General features: G+C 58.8%; 15 protein-coding genes. 4 read left to right on the top strand and 11 right to left on the bottom strand.

From position 1 onward, the window contains the following. Window positions 1-34 precede the first annotated feature (34 nt). The gene (radA, locus tag HMPREF2847_RS06300) at window positions 35-1,594 is read left to right on the top strand and encodes a DNA repair protein RadA (protein WP_070851865.1); all 1,560 of its coding nucleotides are present in this window, start codon (window positions 35-37) and stop codon (window positions 1,592-1,594) included. On the opposite strand, the gene HMPREF2847_RS06295 is transcribed toward radA, so the two are convergent. Both HMPREF2847_RS06295 and HMPREF2847_RS06290 read right to left on the bottom strand, forming a co-directional pair. Then, window positions 1,591-2,310: a hypothetical protein gene (locus tag HMPREF2847_RS06295; RefSeq protein WP_070851864.1), complete on the bottom strand. Its 720-nt coding sequence runs from the start codon at window positions 2,308-2,310 to the stop codon at window positions 1,591-1,593. The two genes, radA and HMPREF2847_RS06295, sit on opposite strands and share 4 nt — an antisense overlap. 4 nt (window positions 2,311-2,314) lie before the next feature. Continuing rightward, window positions 2,315-2,947, bottom strand: a complete 633-nt coding sequence (locus HMPREF2847_RS06290; RefSeq protein WP_070653300.1) for a carbonic anhydrase — start codon at window positions 2,945-2,947, stop codon at window positions 2,315-2,317. A gap of 29 nt (window positions 2,948-2,976) precedes the next feature. Here HMPREF2847_RS06290 and HMPREF2847_RS06285 point away from each other — a divergent pair, with 29 nt between their 5' ends. Both HMPREF2847_RS06285 and HMPREF2847_RS06280 read left to right on the top strand, forming a co-directional pair. Continuing rightward, a complete protein-coding gene (locus HMPREF2847_RS06285; RefSeq protein WP_070851863.1) occupies window positions 2,977-3,909 on the top strand; it encodes an HhH-GPD family protein in 933 nt (310 codons plus the stop codon). A gap of 62 nt (window positions 3,910-3,971) precedes the next feature. Next, window positions 3,972-5,234 carry a lipase family protein gene (locus tag HMPREF2847_RS06280; RefSeq protein ID WP_246821967.1) on the top strand — a complete coding sequence of 421 codons (1,263 nt, stop codon included), beginning with the start codon at window positions 3,972-3,974 and terminating at the stop codon, window positions 5,232-5,234. 69 nt (window positions 5,235-5,303) lie between these two features. On the opposite strand, the gene HMPREF2847_RS11580 is transcribed toward HMPREF2847_RS06280, so the two are convergent. The 3 genes from HMPREF2847_RS11580 to HMPREF2847_RS06270 form a co-directional block, all read right to left on the bottom strand. Then, window positions 5,304-5,480, bottom strand: coding sequence for a hypothetical protein (locus HMPREF2847_RS11580; RefSeq protein WP_162837151.1), 177 nt, complete (start codon window positions 5,478-5,480; stop codon window positions 5,304-5,306). Then, window positions 5,481-8,159, bottom strand: coding sequence for an ATP-dependent Clp protease ATP-binding subunit (locus tag HMPREF2847_RS06275; protein WP_070851862.1), 2,679 nt, complete (start codon window positions 8,157-8,159; stop codon window positions 5,481-5,483). It lies immediately after the preceding gene. Window positions 8,160-8,318: 159 nt separating this feature from the next. After that, window positions 8,319-8,639 (bottom strand): hypothetical protein, encoded by a 321-nt coding sequence (locus HMPREF2847_RS06270; RefSeq protein WP_070851861.1) that lies wholly within the window; start codon window positions 8,637-8,639, stop codon window positions 8,319-8,321. A gap of 294 nt (window positions 8,640-8,933) precedes the next feature. Between HMPREF2847_RS06270 and HMPREF2847_RS06265 the strand changes: the two genes are divergently transcribed. Further along, entirely contained in the window at window positions 8,934-10,652 is a 1,719-nt protein-coding gene (locus HMPREF2847_RS06265; protein ID WP_070851860.1) for an AMP-binding protein, read from the top strand. A 112-nt stretch (window positions 10,653-10,764) separates the two neighbouring features. On the opposite strand, the gene HMPREF2847_RS06260 is transcribed toward HMPREF2847_RS06265, so the two are convergent. From HMPREF2847_RS06260 to lysS, 6 genes are all read right to left on the bottom strand, one after another. Next, window positions 10,765-11,592, bottom strand: a complete 828-nt coding sequence (locus tag HMPREF2847_RS06260; RefSeq protein WP_070851859.1) for a hypothetical protein — start codon at window positions 11,590-11,592, stop codon at window positions 10,765-10,767. A 149-nt stretch (window positions 11,593-11,741) separates the two neighbouring features. Further along, the gene (locus HMPREF2847_RS06255) at window positions 11,742-13,199 is read right to left on the bottom strand and encodes a purple acid phosphatase family protein (protein ID WP_070851858.1); all 1,458 of its coding nucleotides are present in this window, start codon (window positions 13,197-13,199) and stop codon (window positions 11,742-11,744) included. A 219-nt stretch (window positions 13,200-13,418) separates the two neighbouring features. Next, on the bottom strand, window positions 13,419-14,630 hold the full coding sequence (locus HMPREF2847_RS06250; protein ID WP_016421475.1) for an acyl-CoA dehydrogenase family protein: 1,212 nt from the start codon (window positions 14,628-14,630) through the stop codon (window positions 13,419-13,421). A 42-nt stretch (window positions 14,631-14,672) separates the two neighbouring features. Beyond that, complete coding sequence (locus HMPREF2847_RS06245; RefSeq protein ID WP_048731769.1) at window positions 14,673-16,079, bottom strand: acyl-CoA dehydrogenase family protein; 1,407 nt, start codon at window positions 16,077-16,079, stop codon at window positions 14,673-14,675. Window positions 16,080-16,201: 122 nt separating this feature from the next. Further along, window positions 16,202-17,707, bottom strand: coding sequence for a metallophosphoesterase family protein (locus HMPREF2847_RS06240; protein ID WP_070851857.1), 1,506 nt, complete (start codon window positions 17,705-17,707; stop codon window positions 16,202-16,204). A gap of 126 nt (window positions 17,708-17,833) precedes the next feature. Next, window positions 17,834-19,366, bottom strand: coding sequence for a lysine--tRNA ligase (gene lysS, locus HMPREF2847_RS06235; RefSeq protein WP_070851856.1), 1,533 nt, complete (start codon window positions 19,364-19,366; stop codon window positions 17,834-17,836). Window positions 19,367-19,378 lie beyond the last annotated feature (12 nt).

Genomic DNA, 19,378 nt, shown 5'->3' with positions numbered 1-19,378 from the left:
GTCGCCCCTCGTTTAAAGCAAAGGCGGTTGCACCGTGGCCAAGACCAAAGACGAAGCCTACGAATGCTCGGCATGCGGTTGGCAGGTGTCGAAATGGGTTGGTCAATGTCCCAACTGCAAAGAGTGGGGCACGCTGGAGAAGGTCACTATCCGCTCCAGCAGCGGGAAGTCCGGCTCCACCCTTGAGGACAAAATCGCCGCCCGGGCAGCCAAGCAACGTCGCCGGAGTACTGCCACAACGGAGCCCGGCACGCGAGGTGACCGTCGTAAAGCATCTTCCACTTCCGTCGCGGCTAAGAGCCAGCGTTTAGCACAGCGCGCGCTTGACGACGAGGCGGAGGAACGTTTCCTCGCCGAGACATCCGCAACAAATCGAATCCCCACTTCTTCTTCTGAACTGACAGCCATTACCGGGATTTCCGCCAAGGCTGCGCACGCGGTGCGCACGGGCATCGATGAGCTGGATCGGGTGCTCGGTTCGGGTATTGTGCCGGGTTCGTTGGTGCTCTTGGCCGGCGAGCCGGGGGTTGGTAAGTCGACGTTGCTGCTTGAAGTGGCCTATCGCTGCGCGGACGGCGATTTGGGGCCGACACTTTACGTCACAGGTGAGGAGTCGGTCGGTCAGGTGCGACTGCGTGCTGAGCGCACTGGCGCGCTGTCGGACTCGCTGTACCTGTCGGCGGTGTCGAATATCGAGGACGTCATCGATCTGACACTAGAGCTCTCCCCCGGTCTGCTCATTGTGGACTCCGTGCAGACGATGCGTGCCGACGTCGAAGGTGCTCGCGGTGGCGTTGCTCAGGCCCGCGCCGTAACCTCTGCCCTGGCGGCGTTGGCAAAGGAGACCGGGACTGCGATTTTCTTGGTAGGGCACGTGACCAAGGACGGCAATGTGGCCGGCCCGCGCACGATGGAGCACCTCGTTGATGTGGTGCTCAACTTCGAAGGCGATAGACACTCGGGGCTACGCTTCTTGCGGGGTCTGAAAAACCGCTTCGGCAGCACCGATGAGGTGGGCTGCTTCGAGCAGACCGCGGGCGGTATTGCGGAAGTTGAGGATCCCTCGGGGCTGTTTTTGCATCACCGAACGCCGACCTCGGGAACTGCAATTACCGTGGCCATGGATGGCCGCAGACCGCTGCTGGCGGAGGTGCAGGGCCTGGTAATCAACACCGAGGCACATAATCCACGACGCAATGTCTCTGGTCTCGACCCGAGGCGCGTGCCGATGGTCGCGGCCGTGCTGACTGAACACGGTAACTTCAAGCAGTTGGCCCGCATGGAGATGTACGTGTCCACCGTCGGCGGAATGACGCTGTCGGAGCCTGCCGCAGACCTGGCGATTGCGCTGGCACTGGCCTCATCCATGACTAAGCGGACCTTCCAGGACAAAACCATTGCACTCGGCGAACTGGGGTTGGCCGGCGAAGTGCGGCGAGTGACCGATTTGGAGTGGCGCCTTAAGGAAGCTCATCGAATGGGCTTCGACACGGCAATTGTGCCCAGAGTCGCAAAAGGCCCGGCAGGGATGCGGCTGCTGGAAGCAGGCACCGTTGCCGAGGCCATTGAGCTTGGGTTAGGAGCTAAGCGCTAGCGCATGTTGAACGTGTAGGCGTCAGAGTTGTTGTCACCAATCACGCCGTAGAAGATGTACGACCCGGAGGGAACTGGGACCCGGTCTTCCTCGGAGCACTTGTTCGGCGCCGAGGTCAGACGCGACCAGGTGGCGGCATAGTTGACTTCCTCACCCGGTGCCAATACCAGTTCACCGTGGCCTTCGGAGTCATTGCAGTCCACATCCGACCAGACTCGCTCATACGTTGCCAGGTCGTACACCTCGAAGCGCAACTGCTGCTCATCGAGGTTCACGCGGCATTCGCCACCGGTGGGATTGTGGACGGTAATCGCCAGAGTCGGCTGCTCATCGCCGTAGTTCGGCTGATCCGAGGTGGCTGTCACCTGTAGATCTGCAAGGGTACAGTCCTTTTTGTTCGCAAGCGCCGCCTGAGCGTCATCCTTCGAGGAGTCTTCGCCTTCCTTGTCGCCCTTCTTGGCGTCCTTGTCAGACTTGTCAGACTTGTCGTTCTTCGAGTCCTTGTCAGACTTAGGCGCGTAAGGTTCCTTAGGCTGTTCCGGAGGGGTCACCTCTTTCCCGTCATCCCTGGTGACATTCACCGGTTCAGAATCCTCGCTGTCCCGGTTTACCAGTGCGGAAATACCCCAGCCCAGGAGAACGAGGATGATAACGAGCAACACCGCCGCGGCGATACGCCGACGCCGGTAGATTTCTGGAGGCAGCTTATTGGTCACACATTTAGGTTAGCGGGTTCTCGCTGACTCCATGGGTAACGACGGTCTCAGCGCGTCCATCCTCCAAGCGGTACCGCATACCGACAACGCCCACCTCGCCGGTCTCCAGTCGCGACGAAATCTCCGGTGAGCGATCAATAATATGATTAACAATCTCGCGCACGTGGCGACGCTCAAATTCGTCGATTTCAGTCTCGCCATCCTTGCGAGCCGCCAACAGCGACGGGGTGACCTTTTCAATCAGCACACGCTGGAAACCACCCGGCAGGTCGCCACCGTCCAGTGCATTCTTCGCCGCAGCCACAGCGCCGCAGGACTCGTGGCCGAGAACAATCACCAGCGAAACTCCAAGACCATCAACCGCGAACTCCAGCGAAGCCAGCACCGACAGGTCGGTGATCTCACCGGCGGTACGAATCACAAATACATCGCCCAGACCCTGATCGAAAATGATCTCCACCGGTGCGCGGGAATCCGAGCAAGCCAACACAACGGCTTTGGGCTTCTGCCCCTGAGTCAGCTGCTTACGACGAACCAAGTCCTGTCGAGGATGCGCAGTCTTGCTCTCACAGAAGCGGAGGTTTCCGCGCACCATCGATTGCCATACACTTTCAGGAGTCCTCTCAGAATTGCTCATAGCTATATTGTGCAACGACTCCGCTGTTTATGGGAAAGCGAGAATGTAGATTGACCTCTGCAATTAACCAATCCGACGACTTCGACGAACACGTCGATGCCGCCTTACGTGATTGGTATCGCACCAACATGCGGCCACTTCCCTGGCGCGAAGAAGGCACTTCACCATGGGCTGTGCTCGTCAGCGAAGTGATGAGTCAACAGACTCCCGTCGCCCGGGTGATCCCCTCGTGGCACGCCTGGCTGGAAAAATGGCCCACCCCAGCCGATTTGGCAGTCGCGCCCAAGGATGAAGTTCTGCGTATGTGGGGAAAACTCGGCTATCCCCGACGTGCACTCCGGCTGCGTGAATGCGCAGAAAAGATCGTCGAAAAGCACGACGGCGAAGTGCCGAGCGACGTGGACACACTGTTAGCCCTTCCGGGGGTAGGGGACTACACCGCTCGGGCGGTAGCGGCGTTTGCTTTTGGCGCGCGCACGCCGGTGGTGGACATCAACGTGCGCCGCGTACTCCGACGACACCGCCAGGGCACGTACCTACCCGGCATCGCCAAACGCGCCGACATGGCGCTCGTCGAAGAGTTCCTACCATTCGACCCCACGACTGCGGCCGAGACTTCCGTCGCACTCATGGAACTCGGCGCTACTGTCTGTCGAACGACACCCGAGTGCGAGGTCTGCCCCATCGCTACCAGTTGCGCCTGGGTTGCCGCCGGTCGCCCCGAACCCGAAGACCACGAAATCGCCGCCGCTAAACGGCGTGTGCAGAAGTTCGAAGGCACCGACCGCCAAGTCAGAGGCTTGCTTCTCGACGTGCTCCGCGCCGCCAACTCCCCCGTCGAACAGGCCGCTCTCGATGCGGTCTGGGATGATGCGCATCAGCGTTCCCGCGCACTGTTTTCCCTGCTTGACGACGGCCTTGCGGAGCAAACTCCTGATGGCCGCTTCCAGTTGCCAAGTTAAACCGGAGGCAATGCTTCAGTAATGACCAGATTCGAACAAGTTCCTTGCCTAGAATTGGGAACATGAATGCCTCGTCCCATCGATTTCAGCGCCAGCGCTGTCTCTTTGGGGCTCGTAAGCGCAGAATTGCGCTGAGCGCAGTGCTTGGAGTTGCTCTTCTGGGCTCTAGCGTGGGAACGCTCGGTGGTTGCTCGGCGGTGGATGGCCTAGGAGCGACTGGCTTCGGTTCCTCGGATTCTGACTCTTCTACGGTGAAGCGATTGCCTCCGGGGCAGGTAATTACGAAGACGCCATTTCCGGTCAATGCGCCCGCACGCGCACAGCGGGTCGTGTTTTCCTCCACAGGCGCACGCGATCACCGCCAGACAGCCGTGTCCGGCACGATTTTGCAGCCCTATGCCCACTGGTCGGAGAAGTCCCCACGCCCCCTGGCGGTGATTGCGCCGGGAACTCTCGGGATGGCCGATAACTGTGCCAGTTCGGTTGCGCTGCGCTACGAGGCACCTCCGACACCCCCGGCACCGCAGCTGCTAGCACAGGGATGGAATGTCGCCATTGTGGATTACCAGGGGCTCGGCACGCCTGGAGTACATCCGTATCTCAACCGTGAGATTGCCGGGAATAACACGCTCGATATGGCAAGAGCGGCTATTGAAACTTTGCAACTGCCTACAGATACTCCCATTGCGCTGTTCGGCTACTCACAGGGCGGAAGCGCCACCGCTGCAGCGGCGGAGCTAGCTGCGGAATACTCCTCCGAGCTAAATATTCGCGCGGTCTACGCCGGCGCGATTCCCGCCGATCTCACCGACACCGCACTGCATATTCGCGGCTCGGCGCTGGCGGGGCTCGTCGGATACTTTATGAACGGATTAATTGCTGAGTACCCAGAGACCAAAGAACCAATCGAGCGCATGCTCAGCCCGCTGGGGCAGGACTTCCTGAAGCTCACCGCCGATGAATGCATTGGCGCTACTGTCGAACGTTGGCCCCGCAATGACACCAAGGCATTTACAGCCAATGATTTAGGGATAGCGGAGAATCTGCGCTCGTCGGAGCTCTCCCCCGTCGTTCGCCGCCACGTGGACGAACAGGCCCTGGGGACAAAGACGCCCAGTATGCCCGTATTCGTCACACATAACGCATTGGATGATGTGTTACCGGTGACGTCGGCACGCGAACTTGTGCAGAAATGGCAAAAGGCCGGCGCCGACATCACCTATGTGGAGGTCGATACTGACCTCAGTGATGGGACGCACGGCCTTGCCTACGTGCTCACCCACGACGAGATGCTTGCGTGGGTGAATCAGAAAATGGGGTACTAGTGTGCTAGCAGCACTAGCGCACTAGCTGTACTGACGGTGAAATGCTCACCGACAGCCATCAGCCACTAACTACTTCTTCTTCCAACGACCGCGGAAGGTCAGGCCCTTGCCCAGTCGGACAGTGTAACCGCCGCGGCTGTTAATAGTCACCGGACCGATGCGCTTAGAACCAGAAACTCCAGAACCCGAGTAGTTCAGCCAGGTGTCCTTATCCAGGTTCTGCTTCTTGCGAAATTGGAGCCCCATTTAGTTCTCTCCCTCGGAGTTATCGGATTCGACCTCGGCAGCGGCCTGGTCGGCAGCACCTTCGATGTCGTCGGCTTCAACACTCAGGGTGCCGTCAGCGCTACCGAGAACGTCCTTGTCTTCCTCAGACTCCCCCAGAGCACCGCCGTCGGCATCAACGTTACCGGCCTTGCCCTTGTTGGTGAAGGTGAACTTCGCCTTGTCGACGTCCTTGGACTCGCCATCCCAACCTTCGACATCGATGAAGACGGTCTCGCCGAGACCAACCTCACCGTAGAGAATCTTCTCGGAGAGCTGATCCTCAATCTCGCGCTGGATGGTGCGACGCAGCGGACGGGCACCGAGCACCGGATCAAAGCCACGCTTGGCCAGCAGGTTCTTGGCGCGGTCGGAAATCTCCATGGTGATGCGCTTCTCACCGAGCTGGTCGCTGACGCGGGCCAGCATGAGGTCGACCATCTGAACAATCTCGGCCTGGCTCAGCTGCTTGAAGACCACAATCTCGTCGATACGGTTCAGGAACTCCGGACGGAAGTGCTTCTTCAGCTCGTCGTGGACCTTGTCCTTCATCCGCTCGTACTTGCCGTCTTCATCGGCCTCGCCGACGCCCGAGAAGCCCATACCAACAGCCTTGGAAATGTCGCTGGTACCCAGGTTCGAGGTGAAGATCAGAACCGTGTTCTTGAAGTCCACCACTCGACCCTGCGAGTCAGTCAGACGACCGTCTTCCAGGACCTGCAGCAAGGTGTTGTAAATCTCCTTGTGGGCCTTCTCAATCTCGTCGAAAAGCACGACGGAGAACGGCTTGCGGCGCACCTTCTCGGTGAGCTGGCCGCCCTCTTCGTAGCCGACATATCCGGGAGGAGCACCGAAGAGGCGCGAAGCGGTGAAGCGGTCGTGGAACTCACCCATATCAATCTGAATGAGTGCGTCTTCCTCACCAAAGAGGAACTCGGCCAGGGCCTTCGACAGCTCGGTCTTACCAACACCAGACGGGCCGGCGAAGATAAACGAACCGGACGGACGCTTCGGGTCCTTCAGACCAGCGCGGGTACGACGAATAGCGCGGGAGACAGCACTGACGGCCTCTTCCTGACCGATAATGCGCTTGTGCAGCTCATCCTCCATGCGCAGCAGACGCGAGGACTCTTCCTCGGTGAGCTTGAACACCGGAATGCCAGTCCAGGAAGCCAGGACCTCCGCAATCTGCTCCTCACCAATCTCAGCGATGGTGTCGGACTCGCCCGCACGCCACTTCTTCTCGCGCTCGCGGCGCTCTTCGCCCAGCTTGCGCTCCTTGTCGCGCAGACCAGCGGCCTTCTCAAAGTCCTGCTCGTCGATGGCGGCTTCCTTCTGGCGACGCACATCGGCAATCTTGGAGTCAATCTCCTGCAGGTCAGCCGGGGCAGTCATGCGCTTGATGCGCATACGAGCACCGGCCTCATCGATCAGGTCAACAGCCTTATCCGGAAGGAAGCGGTCGTTGATGTAGCGATCCGAGAGGGTAGCTGCGGCAACCAGTGCCTTATCCGAGATGGAGACACGGTGGTGAGCCTCGTACTTATCGCGGACACCGCGCAGAATCTCGATAGTGAGATCCACGCTCGGCTCCGGCACGTTCACCGGCTGGAAACGACGCTCAAGAGCGGCGTCCTTCTCGATGTGCTTACGGTACTCATCCAAAGTGGTAGCACCGATGGTCTGCAGCTCACCGCGAGCCAGCTTCGGCTTCAGAATCGAGGCCGCGTCAATTGCGCCCTCTGCAGCACCGGCACCGACCAGCGTGTGAATCTCGTCAATAAACAGGATGATGTCACCGCGCTGGTTAATCTCCTTGAGCACCTTCTTCAGACGCTCCTCGAAGTCACCGCGGTAACGGGAACCCGCAACCAGCGAGCCCAGGTCGAGAGAGTAAAGCTGCTTATCCTTCAGCGTCTCCGGCACACGGCCGTTGACAATGTCCAGAGCGAGACCCTCCACAACGGCGGTCTTACCGACACCCGGCTCACCAATCAGCACAGGGTTGTTCTTGGTACGGCGAGAAAGAACCTGCATAATGCGCTCGATTTCCTTCTCACGGCCAATAACCGGATCCAGCTTGCCCTCGCGTGCAGCCACGGTCAGGTTACGACCGAACTGATCGAGCACCAGCGAACCGGACTGGTGGTTGCCTTCCTGCACACGAGCGCCGGAGGTGGCGCCGACCGGGCGCTGCTCCGGAGAACCATCGGACTCATCGCCCTGGAAACCGCTGAGCAGCTGAATAACCTGCTGACGTACGCGCGGCAGGTCAGCGCCGAGCTTAACCAGGACCTGAGCAGCAACACCTTCGCCCTCACGAATCAGGCCGAGTAGCAGGTGCTCCGTACCGATGTACTTGTGACCCAGCTGCAGAGCCTCGCGCAGAGAGTACTCCAGCACCTTCTTTGCACGCGGGGTAAACGGCACGTGACCGCTCGGCGGCTGGGAGCCACGACCAATAATGTCGACCACCTCAGAGCGCACAGCGTCCAGGGAAATACCCATGGACTCCAGCGCCTTGGCAGCCACACCGTCGCCTTCACTAATCAGGCCGAGCAGGATGTGCTCCGTGCCGATGTAATTGTGATTGAGCTCGCGTGCCTCATCCTGTGCCAGGACGACAACGCGACGTGCTCGGTCCGTAAACCTCTCGAACATCACTGCCCTTTCAAGTGTCTATTTTTGCCGTAATTCAATAAAGGTTGTTTCACCTAGCTTAAACGCGACGTGACACAGATTAATCCCTATAGCCGTACGCCAGTAGCGAACAGCCTGGTCGAGAGAGGTGCAACGGCAATTTCATCCTGGAACGGACGCCTAGTTGTTCACGCGATCGTCGTGGCCATCATCCCGGTCGTCATCATCGCAATCATCGCGATCATCGCGATCATCGTCCAGCTCCTCAGTCGACGTCACCGGAGTGGTCTCGACAGGTGCCGGATCGACGTCATCGCTATCGCCACAAGCTGCAAGACCGAAGGCCGCACCGGTTGCGACTGCTCCGACTACGGCGACTCGGGTCGCCGAAATACGTAGGAAAGTTTGATGCTTGAGACTGGACTTCATGGGTTCCCCTAAGTCATATCGGATGGCCTCACCCTCCACTACTGCGACGAGAGCGCAGTTGGATTGGAACATCTTTCAAGAACTTTTCCTAGAGAAATTACCTCAAAACGGAGACCCTAAGTGCGGCGACAACATTTCTCGAGACAGAAAAAGCCCCGCACTTTTGAACGTACTCCCTGGTCACGCCTCAGGTCTTCACAACTATTCGTTTCTGATAAAAAAATTTTGCAAAAAGCTACACAAAAGTGACCTAGGACACTTATTCTTACTGTAAAAGAAACTAAATCGGCGGTCCTACCGATGAGGTTTCGCCTGATTAGGCCTCTCCGAAGACCACAGGACATGAACCACGGAAGATGAGTGACTATGACATCTGATCCACAGACCTCGATTCTCAATAAGGTGCGCAAAGCTTCGCGAGCTACCTCGGACCTCGTTCTCGGTCTCGCACCGGTGACGCAAGCTGGTGTCCTCGGCTCGATGGGACCCGGCGCGGCTGGTAAGGCATTAAATTCCATCTACCGCTGGGACTTCCTGCCAGCTGGTCTCCTCGGCATCGCAGCCGGCCGCGATCCGCACCACACCGCGATTATTGATGACGGCGGCTCGCTGACCTACGAGGAGCTGCACGAGCGCTCCACTGCCCTGGCGCGGGCACTCCGCCACGGCGATATTCAGCAGCGCAACCGCATCGGTGTGCTGGCTCGCAATCACCGCGGTTTCATTATGGCTCTGTGCGCCCACGGTCGCCTCGGCACCGACCTGGTGCTGCTCAATACTGGCGCCGCTGCCGAGCAGACTCTAGCTGTAATTCGCGAGCAGAAGATTGACTTCCTGTTCATTGATGAGGAATTCACTCACATGCTGCCGGAGGACTTCGATGAATGCCCGGTCGCAGTGTCGTGGTTTGAAAACTACGGTGATACCTCCTGTGTTCGCGAGGGCTGGACCTCCATGCAGGAGATGCTGAAGACTGCACCGCCGGCAAAGTGGCCGACCGCCGAGCTGCCAAGCCGCCCGCGCCGTGGCCGCGTTATTATTCTGACTTCCGGAACCACCGGCACTCCAAAGGGTGCCAAGCGTCCGGAGCCGCGCAGCTGGATGCCGGCATCTTCCATCATGAGTCGAATTCCGCTGCGTCAGCGCCGCCCGGCTTACCTTGCGGCTCCGCTGTTCCACACTTGGGGCTTCGCAACCGCACAGCTGTGCATCGCACTGCGTTCCACCATGATTATGCGCCGCAAGTTCGATCCAGCCGACAGCCTCCGCATTATCGAACAGCACTCTCCGCACACCATCTTCCTGGTGCCGACCATGCTGCAGCGCATGATTGAGATTCTCCCAGACAACTACGACATCGGCGCGACATCACTGAAGGTCATCGCATCCTGTGGTTCGGCCATTCCGGAGGGAATTGTCACCAAGACCCTCGAGCGCTTCGGACCGGTTCTCTACAACCAGTACGGCTCCACCGAGGTCAGCTGGGCAACCATTGCTACCCCGGATGAGCTCAAGGCAAATCCGACCACGGCAGGTCGCGCACCGCTGGGCACTCGTGTCCAGATTCTCGACGAAGACGGCAACCGCGTCGCCGACGGCGAGACCGGTCGTATCTTCGTGGGCAACAACATGCTATACGAGGGCTACACCCGCCCGGGCGCGGACAAGCAGGTCATTGACGGCATGGTCTGTACCGGTGACCTGGGTCGCATGGAAAACGGCTTGCTCTACATCTCCGGTCGCGAGGACGACATGATTGTCTCCGGTGGCGAGAACGTCTTCCCACGCCAGACCGAAGATGCACTCAGCCAGCTCGAGGGTATCCGCGAGTGCGCAGTCGCAGGTGTCCCGGATGAGCGCTTCGGTCAGGCCCTGGTCGCCTGGGTTGTCCGCGACGACTCCCCTGAGGGCCGCGCCCTGACCAATGAGCAGATTCGCACATACGTCAAGCAGCGCCTCAGCCGATTCGCCGTTCCGCGCGAGACCGTGTTCCTCGATGAACTGCCACGCAACGCAGTCGGCAAGGTGGTTCCTCGCCACCTGCCGAAGCCGTGGGAGAATGTCACCGAGGAGAAGGTGGCTTAGGGCGCAGGGACCGTCGTAAAGCGAACGGCAGACACGAAAAGGACGCGGTAAAAACTTCCGTTATGGAATTTACCGCGTCCTTTTTGCGTGTCCTAGGAAGAACTAGAGCTGATTAGCCAGCGTTCAAAACACCGTAGTCCGTGACGGGCTCACGGAAAATCTCTTCGCCGTCCTGGGTCACGGTTACCGCATTCGGAGTGACGGTATACGTGTAGCCACCATTTTTCGCGACAGCACGGTTCCCGGAGAAACTATCTACTGTGTACGCATCCGGGGTATCCGAAATCTCACCGAAGTCACCAATGTAATGGCGCTGCTGGCGGTTATTGGAGTTCTCACAAATCACGGCCTTACCCGAAGAAGTCTCCGCCAACACACGCGCGTAATACCCACCCGAGCAGCGAGCGGTACTGCCAACCCAACCTTTGGCATCGATATCATCGCGATTCATACCGAACGCGCGAAGACCAAAATTTCCCCGCTGCGTAGTGGTAGGAGCGCTGCTCTCCGGCTGCTTCGTCGTTTCCGGCTCGACGGTCTGGGTATAGGTTTCCGTGTACGTCTCCACCGGCGCCGGGGACGCAGTGCTTGACGACGAGTCCCCTGCCGCAACCGTATCGGGAGACTGCGGGGAATTATCGGAGGAATTATTCAGGTAGTACGCGCCACCGATACCGGCGACCGCTGCAAGTGCGACACCGACGATGCCCAAAACCACGTACAGACCGTTGTTGCTCTTCTGCTCAGGTGCCGGAGCCTGCTGATAAGCCGGATACTGCTGGGGTGAACCTCCCTGGTTCGGCCCCTGCGACTGGTACTGGTACTGAGGCTGGTACTCGTCTTGAGCCCCACCCTGCGGCTGCTCCCAGGCAGATGTTGCATAACCGTCCTGCTCCCAATCCTGCGGGGAGGACGAACGCGGGTTGTACTGGTCGGTCATCGCTAAATTCCTTATTACTTCAGAGCCACACTTGTGCTCGGCCAATAACGTGGTGGCTTGCGACTTCGCCCACAGCGGAACTTGCCACTACGTATTTTCCATTAACACTATGCGTTGCCCAGCGTACCCTGCTTGAAGCTAGCACTAGCTCAGAGTGGCACTTTGTTCTTGAAGAAATTGACGTAGTTCCGATCGGAGATCTTTCCCAGCATAAACTCTGGCTCCAACCCGAACATCGACCAACGAGTCTTCGTTGACCAGGCCAGCGACTGCGGTGTTGTGGTGCGGTGGTAGCTAATTTGGTAACCGTCAGTGTGAACTCGAATCTGTGTGTATCCACCCGGATAGCCGAGTGCCGCACCCCGCTCACAGAAGTCCGTATCCCCGTAGTCAGCGATACCACGGCGGCTGCGGTGCGTATGACCAGCGAACACGCCTTTGGCACCCGGCGTGGCGGCCAGAATCTCCTGAAAAATCTTGGCCTGCTGCGCCTCGACCATGAATGCCTCACCACCGAAATGCGAACGCACCGCATCCTGAGTAAACGGGTGATGCGCAAACAAAATTGTCGGACGCTCTGGATCGTCTGCGAGTTCGGCACGCAATGCACGCATCTGCCGCTCATTAATACGTCCACCTGCATAACCAAACTCGGCGGTATCAACACCGATGAGGCGCACTTCGCCGACGCGAGTCGACCAGTGCTGCTGCGTCGGCACAAGACGCTGGCTGAAGTAATCCGGAACCGCGGTCTTGCCCTTGCGGATTCCGCGTCCCCGGAAACCATTGATATTGGGTAGCCCGGGCGGGTGCACATCGTGATTACCACGGGTGACAAACCAGTTTTTCCCAAACTCACCGAAAGTATCCAAAACCCTGATGAGTTCGTCATACTCCTCAGGGCGGTTGCTATCCGTGCAATCGCCATTGATGACGAGAGTGTCTAACCCGGCAGCCTTTACCGTGTCCACCAGACCCTGCAATTGCATAGAGGCAAAAGGCTGCTCTCCCGGACCGGAGGAAAGACCGAGGTTGCCAATGCGAATGCCGTCATGATTGGGCTTACCAATGTGTGTGTCATTCGTCAGCGCGAACGTCGCCAAATGTGCACCCTCCAGCGCTGGCAGAGTGCTTACGACGCCTGTCTTCTCCGGTGCCGTTTTGCTCATGGTGATATTCAGCGACGGAACCGCGCGACAGTTGTGTGACCAGCACTCAAAGCGGTACTCCCGTCCCGGCTCCAACCCGTCAATGACCACATGGTGGTAGCCCGACTCTGAGTACCCCTCGTGCACGAGCTCTAACTGCGTTGAATCCGCAGGACCAAGCAGCACCCGCTCATCCGAAGGAACGGTCGGCTTAATGAAGCCATACGCTGTCTGCACTCCCGGAGCATATGTTGCCCATGTAAATGCCACTGACGTGTCTGTGACAGTGATGACCTCCAAGTCGCTAGCCAGTACCTGCCACGACTTGGAATCCGACTGGGTAAGCCCCAGACCCGACGTGACGTACTCAAGGCCGTACGCTCCCGAGGTTTTCGCGACGGCCATTGAACTTGCAGCAAGAGTTGCAACAGAGAGGTAGGCCCGGCGGGAAATGCTCATGGCAAATAAGCCTAGAACCTAAAGATGAAAATTAGATGAACTCTCCCTCTAATCTCAGAAAAATAGGAACGCAACGACAAGAGACACACGGCCAAAACAGCGCAAAATAAAACACCGCCTACCAAGTCATGGCAGGACGGTGTTTTAGGAAAATGTGGCTTGAGCATCTTTGTGAGCTTTTACCGGCTCACCAGTATGTAGATTGCTCTGAAACTGTAACTACTTCAGTTCCTTGGAGGACAGGCCCAGGGTGCGGCGAGCAACGACCAGCTGCTGAATCTGCTGGGTACCTTCGAAGATGTCCAGGATCTTGACGTCGCGGGACCACTTCTCCAGCAGGTTACGCTCAGAGTAACCGAAGGTACCTGCCAGCTGAACGGCACGGAGGCAAATCTCGGTGCCTGCACGGCCGGCCTTGGCCTTACACTCGGAAGCTTCCAGAGTGTTCGGCTGCTTGTTGTCAGCCATCCACGCAGCGCGCAGAGCCAGGAGGTATGCAGCCTCCCAATCGGACTCCAGCTTCAGGTACTCAGCTGCAGCAGCGCTCTGGGTGTGTGCCGGTGCATCGTAGTCAATCTCGATGCCAGCCTCTTCCAGGATGCGACGCAGCTCTTCCAGCGAAGCACGGGAGACGCCGATGGCCATACCCGCAACCAGCGGACGAGTGTTGTCGAAGGTCGCCATTGCGCCGGCGAAGGACTTCTTAACATCAATGTCCGGGGAACCCAGCAGGTTCTCCTTCGGAACGCGGACATTGTCCAGGCGGAGCACTGCGGTATCCGAGGAACGAATACCCAGCTTCTCCTCCAGGCGCTCAACGGTGAAGCCCGGAGTGCCCTTCTTCACCAGGAAGGACTTGATGGCAGCACGGCCCTTGGACTTGTCCAGGGTCGCCCACACAACGACGGAGTCGGAACGCTCACCAGCAGTGACGAAGATCTTCTCACCGTTGATGACGTACTCATCACCATCGAGCTTGGCGGTGGTGGAAACTGCGGAGGAGTCAGAACCGAAGGACGGCTCGGTAATTGCCATGGAAGCCCAGGTCTTACCGAAAGCCTCCAGCTGCTCATCGGTAGCAACAGCTGCGATAGCTGCGTTACCTAGACCCTGGTACGGCAGGGACAGGGTCAGACCCACGTCACCCCAGCAGGTCTCAATAACGTTGAGCAGCGAAGCCATGTTGCCACCGTTTTTTACACCGGTGCGCTTCGGCTTCTTATCGTCACCACGTCCACCGGAAGCACCGGAGAAGCCACGGCCACCATCTGCCATGCCGTCCATCATGGAGGCAAGGGTGTCGAGTTCCTTCGGGTACTCGTGCTCAGCGAGATCGTACTTACGGGAAATCGGTCGGAAGATCTCAGCGGCGGCCTGATGCGACTGGGACGCGCCCGCCTTGAGGAACTTCGGCAGTTCGAGGTTAATCATTTTCTTTCCTCTTAATTCTTTTCGGCTGAAGTATCTAGCGGTTTACAGAACGACGATGCCTTCGGCGACACCAATTGCGCGGAGGTCACGGTACCAACGCTCAACCGGGTGCTCCTTGGTGAAGCCGTGGCCACCGAGCAGCTGCACACCGTCGGAACCAATCTTCATACCCTTTTCAGTGGCGAAGGTCTTAGCCAGAGCTGCCTCGCGAGCGAAGCCGCGACCCTGGTCAGCGCGGGAAGCACCGCGGAGAGTAATCATGCGGAGACCATCGAGCTCAATCTTGATGTCGGCGACCATGAAGGCCACTGCCTGGCGGTGGGAAATCGGCTCGCCGAATGCCTGACGCTCATTGACGTAAGGAATGACGTAGTCGAGAACTGCCTGAGAAGTACCCATTGCAAGAGCTGCCCAGCCGAGGCGGGAACGACGCAGAATGTCGAGGTATGCCTCTTCACGGTCTGCAGCCGAGGTGCTAGCGCCGCCGAGAATGTTCTCGGCCGGAACCTTGACATCCTTCAGGATGACGCGACCCATTGCGGCACCGCGCAGACCCATGGACGGGTCAGCCTCAACGTGGAGACCTTCAGTGTCGGACTCAACGATAACCAGAGCCGGCTTACCCTCGAGCTCAACACCGATGATGAACAGCTCAGCTGCGCCGGCGTTCGGAACGAAGGACTTAACACCGTTGAGGACCAGCGAATCGCCCTCGCGCTTTGCGGTGGTTTCAGGCTTGCGTGCGTCGAAAAGCGGGCGCGGCTCTGCGAGAACAACAGCGGCGGCCGGGACGTTCTCGCCAGCGAATGCCGGCAGGTAGGTCTTCTGCTGCGAGTCGGAGCCGTGAGCGGTCAGGGTGGCAGCGACACCGGCCGGAGCCAGCACTGCCAGAGCCAGACCCATGTCACCGTAGGACAGAGCCTCCGCGACCAGCGCGTTGGTGGTGACGTCCTCGCCGGTAGCGATGCCCTCGAAAGCCTCCGGGACGTTGATCATAGTGACGCCCAGCTCAGAAGCCTCAGAGACGAGATTCTCCGGGGGAGTTGCCTCGTGGTCGGACTTGTAAGCAGCCTCGCGCAAGCGCGACTCAGCAAACTCCTTAACCGTCTCGACGATCATCTGCTGATCCTCGGTCGGGGTGAGGTCGAAGAGCTTCTTTGCCTTCTCCTCGGCTGCGGCCTCCTGTGCAGCCTGGGCTTCCTCAGCCGGACGCTCCGGCTTACCGGAACCGGAAATCTTCTTAAACTGACGGTTCGCGGCACCAAGGGTCTTAAAACCGGACTTGGTGGACTGGTACACCACGCGGTCGATCTTTGGCTGAAGGTCGTACTTCTGGGCGAAGTCCGAACCAGTAATCGACGTGATGAACCGCATTGCCGCTCCGATAGCGTCGCGACCAGGGTTATTGCGGCCGACAGTCGAATCTTCGCGGTTCTTCTTCTCGCTCATGTGATCATGGCCTTTCGAGTCAGAACTATTACTGGCATAACAATAAAACAATCACGTGACCGTTGTCACAAGAATTGAAAAAACATTGCCAAGTAACAGAAAACTTTCAGGCTTCTAACTTGTCAGGCGATAACGCGGTTAACAACGTAGTTGCGATCAGAGAGCTCACCAAGCAGAGCCTCGGGCTCGAAACCGTACATCGCCCAACGGGCACGCGCAGTCCACGCAAGCGCATCTTCGCTGCTCAAACGGTGAAAGTTAACCTGGTAGCCACCGGAGTAGACATGCAGCAGTGTGTAGCCACCGGGGTATGCTTTGCACGCGCCGGTCTCCAAATAATCAACGCCGGCCCCAACATCACCGCGAGTACGCTTTGCACGGTGGGTGTGACCTGCCCCCGCAAAGAATACACCCGGAGCGTCGTTAAGCATCTGCTGCAAGCGTCGTGCATCAGCGCTGTTGAGAATGAAGGTGGGCCCGGCAGCATGTGTCCAACCAGCCTCGGAGGTAATTGGGTGATGAGCCAGCACAACTGTCGGCTTACTGGGGTCACGCTGCAATTCCCGCTCCAGTGCATCGAACTGTTCCGGGCTAATTTCGCCGCCGGACTCATCCAACTTCGATGAATCCAGCCCTATGACACGGACCGGCCCCTGCTGAGTGACCCACAGTTCCTGCCGCGGACGCCCCAGGAGAACACCGAAGGGATCGCGATGATTCTCGGTACCCTCCAAAACCGGGAATTCGTCGTAGCCAGCAGATGGATCGGCATCCGGCTTATGCGGACGATCATGATTGCCGCGGGTGACAAACCACTGCCGCTCCTGAGCACCAAAAGTATTCATAATCTCGGCAAATCGACGCACCTCCGCCGGACGTGCTTCCGACGTGGCATCACCGTTGACGAAAACCTTTTCAATCCCCATCCCCCGCAGCTCGGCGAGCGCAGCCGTCAGCATGACCTCGGGATACGGCGCGGCACCCGGTTCAGAAAAGATAGGAGCGGGGAAATCGCCGGTGATAATACCGTGCCCATTTTCGCCAATATGCGCGTCATTAAGGATGGCAATCGTGGTCAGGTACTCCCCTTCCGGAGCGACCAACGTCGTGAACTGTCCAGTTTGCTCGGGTGCATTGGGGAGGTTTCGGGTAATTAACCCCGGCTCGGCGACCAGCCCATTCGATCGACATTCGAAACGGTACGTGGTTCCAGGGCGCAGCTTATCGACGGTCACAAAGTGGTAGCCAACCTGCGTCTCGTCCTTATGTACCACAGGCAGCTCACCGCCCTCATCAGCGTCGACTGGCACGAGCGCAACTTCCGTGTCGGCCGGCGCCAGTGGAGCCAGCTTCCCCCACGCTGGATGTGGGCCTGCATACGTCGCCCACGAAAATGTCACCGACGTATCGGTCACGGTCACGACTTCCAGGTCCGTCACCACAAGACCGCTGGTCAAACCTGTTAATGGAAACGGCGCCTGGTTCGGAGCCGCCGATGCAACTGCTCGCGTCCCGACGCTATTGACGGCCACCGCTACGGCACCCGCACTCGCTACTGCTCCCGCTGCTGCTCCCAAGCGCAATACGGATCGCCGATTAATTCTCTTATTTCCATTTACCGAAGTCATGGGTGAAGAAACTACGGGATAAAAATAATCCCGGTGATAACACCGGGATAACTACACATGAATTCGCCGGCCAGCCGTGGTTTTCTGGCTGGCCGCTGCAGACTACATGCTAAAAAGGAACGTCGCTTACGCTTCCGGCTTCACAATCGGGAACAGCACGGTTTCGCGAATACCGAGACCAGTCAAGGCCATCAGCAGGCGGTCAATGCCCATGCCCACACCGGTCGTCGGCGGCATGCCCTGCTCCATTGCGTGCAGGAAGTCCTCATCCAAAACCATGGCCTCGTCGTCCCCACCGGCGGCCAAACGTGCCTGGTCCTCGAAGCGCTCACGCTGGACAACCGGGTCAACCAGCTCGGAGTAGCCGGTAGCCAGCTCGAAGCCACGGACGTAAAGATCCCACTTCTCGGTCACGCCTGGCTTGGAGCGGTGCTGACGAGTCAGCGGAGAGGTCTCGACCGGGAAGTCGCGAACGAAAATAGGACCGTCGAGCTGGTCTTCACAGAGCAGCTCCCAGATTTCCTCAACCAGCTTGCCGTGGCCCCAGCCGCCCTTTTCCGGAACCTCAAGTCCAATCGCATCGGCAATTGCCTTGAGCTCCTCGACGGTCGAGTCAATAGTGACTTCCGGCTGACCAGGGAACTTGCGGGCAAGTGCCTCGTTCAGCGACGGATACATCTCAATCTGCTTCCACTCGCCGCCGAAGTCGAACTCCGTGCCGTCGGCAAGCGTAACAGTCGTCGAACCGAAGACCGCGACACAGATTTCCTGAATGACCTCGCGGACGGTGCGAGCGGAGTCATCGTAGGTACCGAAGGCCTCGTAGTACTCCAGCATCGCGAACTCCGGGCTGTGCGAGGAGTCGATGCCCTCGTTGCGGAAGTTACGGTTAATCTCAAAGACTCGCTCCATACCGCCGACGACGCAGCGCTTGAGGAAAAGCTCCGGCGCGATGCGAAGGTAGAGATCAATGTCCAAAGCGTTGGAATGAGTCACGAACGGACGTGCAGCTGCACCGCCGTGCAGAGTCTGCAGCATCGGGGTTTCGACCTCGAGGAAACCGCGACGCTCAAGGGCGTGGCGCAGCTCGCGGATGACCTTGATGCGAGTCAGTGCGTTAGTACGAGCCTGCTCACGCATAATCAGGTCCGTGTAGCGGTGACGCACGCGACTGTCCTCGGACAGATCAGCGAACGACACCGGCAGCGGACGCAGAGCCTTCGAGGCCATCTGCCACTTGGTAGCCATCACGGACAACTCGCCGCGGCGCGAAGAAATTACGCGGCCAGTAATGAGGACGAAGTCGCCCATATCTACGTCCGACTTCCAAGCAGCCAGGGCGTCCTCGCCGACCTCAGCCTTGGAAAGCATGGCCTGCAGGGTCGTGCCGTCACCCTCCTGCAGAGCGGCAAAGCAGAGCTTGCCGGTGTTACGAATAAACATGACACGACCAATGACGGTCACGACATCCTGAGTCTCCTCGCCAGCCTCGAGGTGGCCCCACTCTTCACGGACATCCTTGAGGGAATGAGTACGGGGAACCTCAACCGGGTACGGCTGAATTCCAGCCTCGAGCAGGCGGTCACGCTTCTCGCGGCGAATGCGCAGCTGCTCAGGAACGGTGGCGGTGTTTTCAGGGGTCTTCTTCGCGTCAGTCACGGCTATAAAGGT

Origin of the sequence: Corynebacterium sp. HMSC074C03, assembly GCF_001838285.1 — a bacterium.
Taxonomy (GTDB): domain Bacteria; phylum Actinomycetota; class Actinomycetes; order Mycobacteriales; family Mycobacteriaceae; genus Corynebacterium; species Corynebacterium amycolatum.
This window is presented reverse-complemented; position numbering and strand designations above follow the sequence as displayed.